The sequence below is a fragment of the Sutterella seckii genome, assembly GCF_009183815.1.
Classification (GTDB): Bacteria; Pseudomonadota; Gammaproteobacteria; order Burkholderiales; family Burkholderiaceae_F; genus Sutterella; species Sutterella seckii.
The window spans coordinates 1-5,549 of sequence record NZ_WEHX01000123.1 but is presented as its reverse complement, the minus strand read 5'-3'; the positions used below and the strand labels follow the sequence as shown (position 1 = coordinate 5,549).

The window sequence follows — 5,549 nt, the reverse complement described above, 5'->3', positions numbered from 1 at the left end:
GCAACTAACCTTTAGATTTCAGTTAGTTGCCTTAAATCAAAACTAAGCCGGGATATGAATTTCTTTCAGACTCTGTTAACGGATTCCTGGGAATTCACGGACATAGCAATTCCTTTTTGTTTTTTGGAATGGAATGCCGAAAACTTTACGGTTCTCGTCTCATGCGCCTCAGATGAGAATTGCTCTCGATTGATTCAGATCAAGCTCATTGACCGATCTTAACCGAGTGTTATTCCTCAAATGAATAGCGGTTTCAGGCTTCCGCCTCATTGTCCCCTTCCTCGTCATCGTCGCCGAAAAGCTCCCGGTCGAGCGCTTCATGTTCGGAGAGCGACATGCCGCGCGCCTGCTGAATGCCAAGCTCTCCCTCGAGCACGCGGATTTCCGGACGACGGCCGGCGTGGAGCGTGAGCTCAACATTCGCGCCAAATGCTTCCGGCGTACCGGGAATATCGTTCGCGAGACGCCCCGCAATCACGCGGCCTTCGGCAGCGTCAGTCTGAAAGTCCCTCACATAGGCGTCGTGGTCGCCCGCGTCGACCTCCGCCCAGACGCCCCAGGTAAAGCTTCCGTCCTCTTCCGTAAAGGGAATTTCAATGACGCCGAAGAGGAACTTCTCGCCCGTTTCAAGGGCCGCAAAGTCCTCATTGAACTTTCCCGCGCGGTAGCGGTTGACGTAGTCGAGCTGCCAGAGGCAGTCGGGAAGCTTCATCTGAATGTCGCGGCAGAGTTCGTCTTCATCCGCTTCGGCGGTCTCTTCATAGTCTTCGGTCATGGCATTGCTCCGAGAATCCGTCCTTTGAAATAGCTCACGAAACTATACCTGCCTCGCGAGGCGCATACTTGACGGAAATCCTCTGCATCCTTTCCCCGCAAGTCCTCCTATGGCGCTTTTTCTCCATCACATTGCGCTCTGCGCTCCGCTCTTCATTCTCGTTGCGCTCGGCTGGGCGCTCATCAAGGCAAAAGTCTTCACGCCGGCGGTCACGAAGGCACTGGGAGGATTTACGTTCCGGCTTCTGATGCCGGTGATGCTCTTTGAGCTCCTTTCAAACCTCTCCGAGATGCCGCCTGTCGACTGGCGCATCCTCATTGCATTCTTCGGCTCCTGCGCCATCGTTTATATCGCGGGCCGGAGCGCCGTGAAGCGCCTCTTTCACTCCGACGCCGCCGGCACGACGGTCCTCGCCATGGCCGGGATCTTCGGCAACAACGTGCAGCTCGGCGTCCCCATCGTGCAGGTGAGCCTCGGCGACGCGGCAATGCCCTCCATTTCGATCATCATTCTCTTCAACGTGCTTCTTCTCTGGACCGTTGCCATTGCATCCGTCGAATTCGGACGAAGCGGCCGGATCACAAACCCGAAGGAAGTTCTCGCGCCGATGCTGCGCGTCTTCCGCAATCCGGTCGTGCTCGGCATCATCGTCGGCACCGCCTGGGGGCTCACCGGGTGGCACCTTCCGGGCTTTGTCATGGAGTCCGTTCATTACGTGTCGTCCGCCACGACCCCCATGTGCCTCATCGTGGTCGGCATGGGACTCGCTGAACACAGCTTCTCGTCAGCCCTCCCGAAGGGCGTTTTCGTTACGGTCGTGAAGCTCATGATCCAGCCTTTCCTTGTCTGGCTCCTCGCCCGGCTCCTTGGATTAGGAGACCTCGAAACGAATGCCGTCACCCTCATGGCGGCGCTCCCCGTGGCGATCAACGCCTATCTGATGGCGCAGGACTTTCAGGCCGAGGAAGGCGGCGCGAGCAATGCCATCTTCGTCTCCACCTTTGCTTCAGCGATCACGGTACCGCTTACGCTGACGCTCCTCGGCGTTGCGCCCTCTTTGTAGCTGAGCCTTTTGCTCATTGGCATTGACGACCGTTAGGGCTGAGCCGGACGGAAACGGACGTTCAGCGGCCGAAAGGCCGTCGTTTTTCCTTCACGTGCTTTACCTAAAGTTCTTGAAGGTAAATTCATCGAAGGAACCATCTCAAGCAAGGATGCGCCATGCGCTTTTACGGTCGCGAGGAAGAAATCCGACTCCTCAGAAAAGAGCTTGATCTCGCCATGCGGAACAAAGCCGGGCGTCTGGCAGTCGTCTGCGGCAGAAGACGCATTGGAAAGACGTCCCTGATCATGAAGACTTTTGAGTCCGTTGAATGCCCGGTCATCTACCTCTTTGCCGGAAAACGCACTCAGGAATCCGAACTCATTGCCTCATGGACGGAAGCGCTCGGGGAAGCGCTGTCGCTCCCCTATAAGCCAGAGTTTTCAACCATCAATGAGATTTTTGAATTTCTCCTCAAGGCATCTGCGAAAAGTCCCATGATCGTCGTGATTGACGAGTGCCAGGAGCTCGAGCGCATCGTCAATGCCTTCTGGAGTCGTCTCGGGGAAAGCTGGGACCGCTTTCATTGCGAAAGCAGGCTCGTACTTGTCTTGAACGGGTCATCAGCCGATTCACTCAGGCGGATCTTCAACAATGCGCGTGAACCGCTTTACGGACGGGCTGATCTTCTTCTGGAGATCGAGCCTTTTGACAACGCTCTCCTCGCCGCCATTGCGCGGAATGAATTTCCGGACATGTCGCCAGAGGATCTCCTGACGCTTTATGCGCTCACAGGCGGCGCTGCCCGTTACGTCGAATTTTTTCGTCGACAACGGCATCGGCAGTACGAACGACATGATCAATCTGGCCTTTTCACCTGAAGGCGCCTGGTTCCGCGAAGAAGGAACAGTTCTTCTCGCGAATGAGTTCCGAATGGAATCTCCCGTATACCAGACCATCCTGACCGCAGTTGCGCGCGGCGCAAATGAATGGAGCGCCATCAGCGGGACAACCGGGAAAGTCGACGTGACGGCGTACCTCTCCCGGCTCGAGAACATCTTCAAATTGATTGAAAAAAGAGCGCCGCTCAACGGCCGGCTCGCCGGAAAAGGCGTTCGCTATTACCTGAGCGACCCGTTCTTCAAATTCTGGTATCGCTTTGTCGACCCGCTGGACCAGAGGTCACTCGCCGCCCGTGCTCAATGGCCGCGGCTGCAGGAGTACTGCCGGGAAAACTGGCCGACCTATACAGGACGAACGCTCGAGGACTGGTTCCTCGCCCGATACCGCAGCGACCGCGAGTGGGATCAGGTCGGACCGTGGTGGGACAGACGAGGAGAAAACGAGATCGACCTCGTCGCCCTTTCTCATGCCGGCAAAAAAATCGTCTTTGCCGAGGTGAAGCGGAATCCTGAACGCCTCGACATGCATGCGCTCCACGTCAAGGGAGAAGCGTTTCTGAAGGCCAACGGCTCACTCGCCGGCTACACGCAGGAATACCGCGGTCTTTCGCTCGAGGACATGTAAGCTTTCCGACGCCAACCCGGCAGTTAGGAATCGGCAGAATGCAAACGGGGACGCCAGGGACGGAAAAAGCTTCCGCCCTCAGGACGTCCCCGCAAGAGATCACTTCTCTTGTCAGGCCAGAACGCTTACTTCAGCGTCGCCGCATTCGTGCCGGCCGTACGACCGAAGACCATCACATCGGCAATGGCGTTCCCGCCCAAACGGTTGCTCCCGTGAATGCCGCCCGTCACTTCGCCCGCAGCATAAAGCCCCGGAATGACGTGACCTTCGGCATCAAGCACCTGCGCCTTCACGTTGATGCGGATGCCGCCCATCGTATGGTGCACGGTCGGAACCTTCCGGCAGGCGTACCACGGACCGCCGTCGAGGACCTTGTCCGCGGCGTTGTTCGCGAGGAAGCCGAGCGGATCCTTGGCCTTTCCTTCAACTACGGCGTTGTAGCCCTCAACGCTAGCCTTCAACTTGGCCGGATCCATGCCGGTCTTCTTTGCGAGGTCGTCGAGCGTATCGCCCTCAACGACACTGCCGAGCGCGAGCATGTTGCGGATCGTTGCGCCGTTCGCGTCCACAAAGTCCGGGCTCGGATAACGGAGCTTATTGACAACAATCCAGTAAGTGCCCTTGGGCTGCGCGAAAATCGCCTTTGCGAGCACGTCGCGCGCGGCGCCTTCATTCACGAAGCGTTCGCCCGAGAGGTTGACGAAGATGCGGTTGCGCCCGGACGTGCGGATGTTTTCCATAAGGCCCGTACCCGGCGTGCCGCACGGATGAATCTGGATGTCGTCGAGGCCGATCAGCTCAGCGCCCACCTTCTTCGCCATCACGAGACCGTCGCCCTGAGCAGCCTTTGCAAGATTCGTGCAGCCGATAGAATTGTCGAGCTTCACTTCCTTCCAGACGCCGGTGTTGTATTCCTGACGCATCTTGATGTTGGCGCCGAAGCCGCCGGTGGCAATCACCACCGCGCCCGCATCAACCGTAATCTTGCGGCCGAAATTCTCGGCCATGACGCCCGTGACGCGCTTGTTGGCGGTGATGAGATCCGTCACCTTGGTATCGGTCAGGACCTGAATGCGGCCGCCCGAATTCCTGATGACGTCTTCAAACGTGCGGATGTAGGTATTGCCCGAAGGCGTCGCCGGATAGTGGCTTCTCTGCCAGAGGGCGCCCGTTGCGGTGCCGATCTCATCCTTAAACTTGACGCCGAGGCCTTCGAGCCAGTTGACCTCGTCCATCGAGTGGGACGTAAGGTACTTCACGAGCTCAGGCGTTCCCTTGTTGTGGCCGCCCTTCATCGTCTGGTCGTAGAACTTCTGAACCGAGTCCTCGATGCCCTGCTTGCCCTGGCGAACCGGGTCGACGGCGTTCAGAGCGCCTTCAGACACGTTGGTCGACCCCCCGAGGAACCCGAGCTTCTCGAGCACGAGAATGTGCTTCGCGCCCGCTTCTTCAGCAGCAATGGCAGCGGCAAGACCCGCTCCGCCGCCGCCCACGATGACGACGTCGGCCTTGTAGGTCTTTTCAACCGCAGGGTGCTTCTCGACCTTCTGACTGAGCGCCTTCATGTCGCCGCCCGCCTGCTTGAGGCAGTCGCGAACGCCCTGAAGGAGCGCAAAGCTCGAAATGGTCGCGCCGGTGACGGCGTCAACGCCCGTCGACTGGTAGTTGAGCACTTTCTGGCTCACGAGGTCGAGCGCAACCTTGCCGACGCCGATCGTTTCCAGATTCTTGGAATAGTCGATCTTTTCAATGCGGTTCTTCGACACCGTCACCTTGACGGTCATCGGCGCATTGTGGCCGTTGACCGTCGCTTCGTAGACGCCGGGCTTGAAGGAGCTCGGCGCCGTGGCAGCAGCATTCGCCGTCGCGGCAGCGCTCGCGACGCCGAAAAAGGCGGCAAGAACTGCTTTGCCGAGCAGATCAGTATGCATGGACATGTTTTTTCTCTCCTTTATGAGAAATGCCGGAATTCCGCCCGCATATCCGGAGCCGATTCGGCATTTCTGTTTCAAGTCTGAGATTAACCGCGCCGCTGTGTAAACGCCCTCTTTTTTCTTCTGAATTTCCCTTAGATGACGAAGATCCTCATCAAAGAAGGATTCCTCAGAAATCGGGTAGGAGGCATGGGATTAGTTCCCATGCCGTCCTCCCACACCACCGTACGTACGGTTCCGTATACGGCGGTTCCTAGTATCAAGGCTTAAC

5 protein-coding genes are annotated in these 5,549 nt (G+C 57.8%); 3 read left to right on the top strand and 2 right to left on the bottom strand.

Going from position 1 to position 5,549, the window contains the following annotated elements:
* Window positions 1–253: 253 nt before the first annotated feature.
* Window positions 254–775, bottom strand: coding sequence for a DUF2199 domain-containing protein (locus GBM95_RS10900; RefSeq protein ID WP_152159121.1), 522 nt, complete (start codon window positions 773–775; stop codon window positions 254–256).
* 109 nt (window positions 776–884) lie between these two features.
* Here GBM95_RS10900 and GBM95_RS10895 point away from each other — a divergent pair, with 109 nt between their 5' ends.
* From GBM95_RS10895 to GBM95_RS10885, 3 genes are all read left to right on the top strand, one after another.
* Window positions 885–1,838 (top strand): AEC family transporter, encoded by a 954-nt coding sequence (locus GBM95_RS10895; protein ID WP_152159120.1) that lies wholly within the window; start codon window positions 885–887, stop codon window positions 1,836–1,838.
* Window positions 1,839–1,996: 158 nt separating this feature from the next.
* The gene (locus GBM95_RS10890; RefSeq protein ID WP_152159119.1) at window positions 1,997–2,698 is read left to right on the top strand and encodes an AAA family ATPase; all 702 of its coding nucleotides are present in this window, start codon (window positions 1,997–1,999) and stop codon (window positions 2,696–2,698) included.
* A 52-nt stretch (window positions 2,699–2,750) separates the two neighbouring features.
* Window positions 2,751–3,344, top strand: a complete 594-nt coding sequence (locus GBM95_RS10885) for a DUF234 domain-containing protein (RefSeq protein ID WP_193222677.1) — start codon at window positions 2,751–2,753, stop codon at window positions 3,342–3,344.
* A 125-nt stretch (window positions 3,345–3,469) separates the two neighbouring features.
* On the opposite strand, the gene GBM95_RS10880 is transcribed toward GBM95_RS10885, so the two are convergent.
* Window positions 3,470–5,281 (bottom strand): flavocytochrome c, encoded by a 1,812-nt coding sequence (locus GBM95_RS10880; RefSeq protein WP_152159117.1) that lies wholly within the window; start codon window positions 5,279–5,281, stop codon window positions 3,470–3,472.
* Window positions 5,282–5,549 lie beyond the last annotated feature (268 nt).

Excerpts from the sequence above, each read along its gene's own strand:
- GBM95_RS10885 (WP_193222677.1), top strand. The coding sequence starts at position 2,751 with ATGGAATCTCCCGTATACCAGACCATCCTGACCGCAGTTGCGCGCGGC.
- GBM95_RS10880 (WP_152159117.1), bottom strand. The coding sequence starts at position 5,281 with ATGTCCATGCATACTGATCTGCTCGGCAAAGCAGTTCTTGCCGCCTTT.
- GBM95_RS10890 (WP_152159119.1), top strand. The coding sequence starts at position 1,997 with ATGCGCTTTTACGGTCGCGAGGAAGAAATCCGACTCCTCAGAAAAGAG.
- GBM95_RS10895 (WP_152159120.1), top strand. The coding sequence starts at position 885 with ATGGCGCTTTTTCTCCATCACATTGCGCTCTGCGCTCCGCTCTTCATT.
- GBM95_RS10900 (WP_152159121.1), bottom strand. The coding sequence starts at position 775 with ATGACCGAAGACTATGAAGAGACCGCCGAAGCGGATGAAGACGAACTC.